Raw genomic sequence first — 2008 nt, forward strand, 5'->3', positions numbered from 1 at the left:
GTGCCAGATAAATCCGTCTGTCTGAAATATTGCCCAGTTCCGAGGCCGCCAGACAAGCATAATCCAAAGCCATAGCCAGAGGCTGTCCGTGAAAATTACCCCCGCTAATTGTCAAATCTTCATTGATTATAATCGGGTTATCTGTTACAGCATTTAGTTCTATCTGTACTAATTCTTTGAGGTGTAACCAGGAATTCCTTGAGGCACCGTGTACTTGAGGGATACAACGTAGCGAATAAGGATCCTGTACCCTTTCACAATCAATATGATTTTCCATGATCTCAGAACCTTTCAATAGCGATTTAACCCTTTCGGCTACATGAATATTACCTTTATAAGGCCGTAGTTCATGCAATTCTCTGTAAAATGGTTTTACAGAACCTTGAAGGCCTTCAATCATCATCGCCCCAATAATGTCTGCATGAGCAAGGCAATTGTGCAATTTTTCCAGCACCTTAATTGCATGAGCCGTAATGAATTGTGTGCCATTGATAAGGGCTAGCCCTTCTTTTGGGCCAAGTTCCAGAGGAGACAGACCAGTAATTTTAAATAATTCCTTCGTCTGTATTGTTTTGTTTTGATAACGCACCTTACCAAAACCAATCAAAGGTAAAAAAAGATGAGAAAGAGGTGCCAGGTCACCAGATGCACCCACAGAACCCTGAGAAGGAACTATGGGTATTGCATCATTTTCTATATGCCAAAGAATTCTGTCCAAAGTTTCTTCTGCTATACCGGAATACCCTCTGGCTAGCGAATGAATTTTTAAAATAAGCATTAGCTTAGCGAGTTCCGTCTTAATTGGTTTGCCAACACCAACACTGTGGCTTTTAAGAATGTTTGTTTGTAATATCTTCGTTTCTTCTTTAGATATATTTGTGGTACATAAGGGTCCGAACCCCGTGTTTATGCCATAGACGGCGTGTCCTTTTTCAACAATATTCTCAACAGTTTTCTTACTGTCCTGTACCCGAACCCTGGCAGCCTTGGATAATGTGCCCTGAGTTGTGCCTCTTGCAATGGCTAATGCAAGACTACAACTTAATTCTTCTTCACCGAACAAAAAGGAACGACCTGATTCAACCATTAATTATTCATTTAGTTACTATAAATGTATTCATTAAGTTTCAGAAAAATAGAATTGGAGGCCGACTTAATTTTGATTAAATATCATTCGGAGATATTCTAACTTTGCAAAACAAAAACGAATTAGATGGTATTTGAATTAATAAAAAGAAGACGATCTGTATTTCCCGCCCAATACTCGAACCGACCGATTGATAAATCGGAGATAGAAAAATTACTGGAGGCAGCCAATTGGGCTCCCACTCATAAAAAAACAGAACCCTGGAGGTTTAAAGTGTTTATGGGAGATTCCAAGGTAGAATTAGGGAAATTCCTGGTAAAAAAGTATCAGGAAACAGCGGTTAGCCCAAAAGCTTTTAAAGTAAAGAAACTGGGTGAAAATACAAGCAGATCTGCAGCGGTCATAGCCATTTGTATGCAAAGAGATCTTACCGAAAGCCTTCCGGAATGGGAAGAAATTGCCGCTACTTCAATGGCTGTTCAGAATATGTGGCTCAGTTGTACAGAAATGGGCATTGGTTGCTATTGGAGTTCTCCAGGTCTGGTAAAATTTATGAATGAATTTATTGATCTGGGTGAAGGTGAGCAATGTCTTGGGTTTTTATATATGGGATATAGCGACGAAAAGTTGGTAGATGGAGAAAGAAAACCATTTCAGGATAAGGTTGTTTGGTTCAATTAAAATCAATAAAAAAATGGGAATAATCCTTCTCTGTATTCCCAGGTTTTAGCGATAAACAGTCCAAAATATATTATAGTTACCATAAATTTTAAAAAGGTACCGGTAAGAAAACCAATAAAGGAACCAAAAGCGGCTTTAAGCGCTGTTTTACTCTCCGCCTTATTTATTAGTTCACCAATCAACGCGCCAACAAAGGGCCATATAATTATACCAAAAACACCTAGTATTGGAAATATAATT

At 38.6% G+C, this 2008-nt stretch carries 3 protein-coding genes; 1 reads left to right on the forward strand and 2 read right to left on the reverse strand.

From position 1 onward, the window contains the following. Positions 1 to 1087, reverse strand: a 1087-nt coding sequence (locus WBN20_RS08290; RefSeq protein WP_424281340.1) for an HAL/PAL/TAL family ammonia-lyase, incomplete at its 3' end; no start/stop codon positions are given. A gap of 126 nt (positions 1088 to 1213) precedes the next feature. On the opposite strand from WBN20_RS08290, the gene WBN20_RS08295 reads away from it, so the two are divergent. Then, positions 1214 to 1768 (forward strand): nitroreductase family protein, encoded by a 555-nt coding sequence (locus WBN20_RS08295; protein ID WP_424281341.1) that lies wholly within the window; start codon positions 1214 to 1216, stop codon positions 1766 to 1768. A gap of 2 nt (positions 1769 to 1770) precedes the next feature. Here the strand turns inward: WBN20_RS08295 and WBN20_RS08300 are convergent. Further along, the coding region (locus WBN20_RS08300) for a DUF456 family protein (RefSeq protein ID WP_424281342.1) at positions 1771 to 2008 on the reverse strand (238 nt) is incomplete at its 5' end.

This window comes from Eudoraea sp. (genome assembly GCF_049665975.1).
Lineage (GTDB): Bacteria > Bacteroidota > Bacteroidia > Flavobacteriales > Flavobacteriaceae > Eudoraea.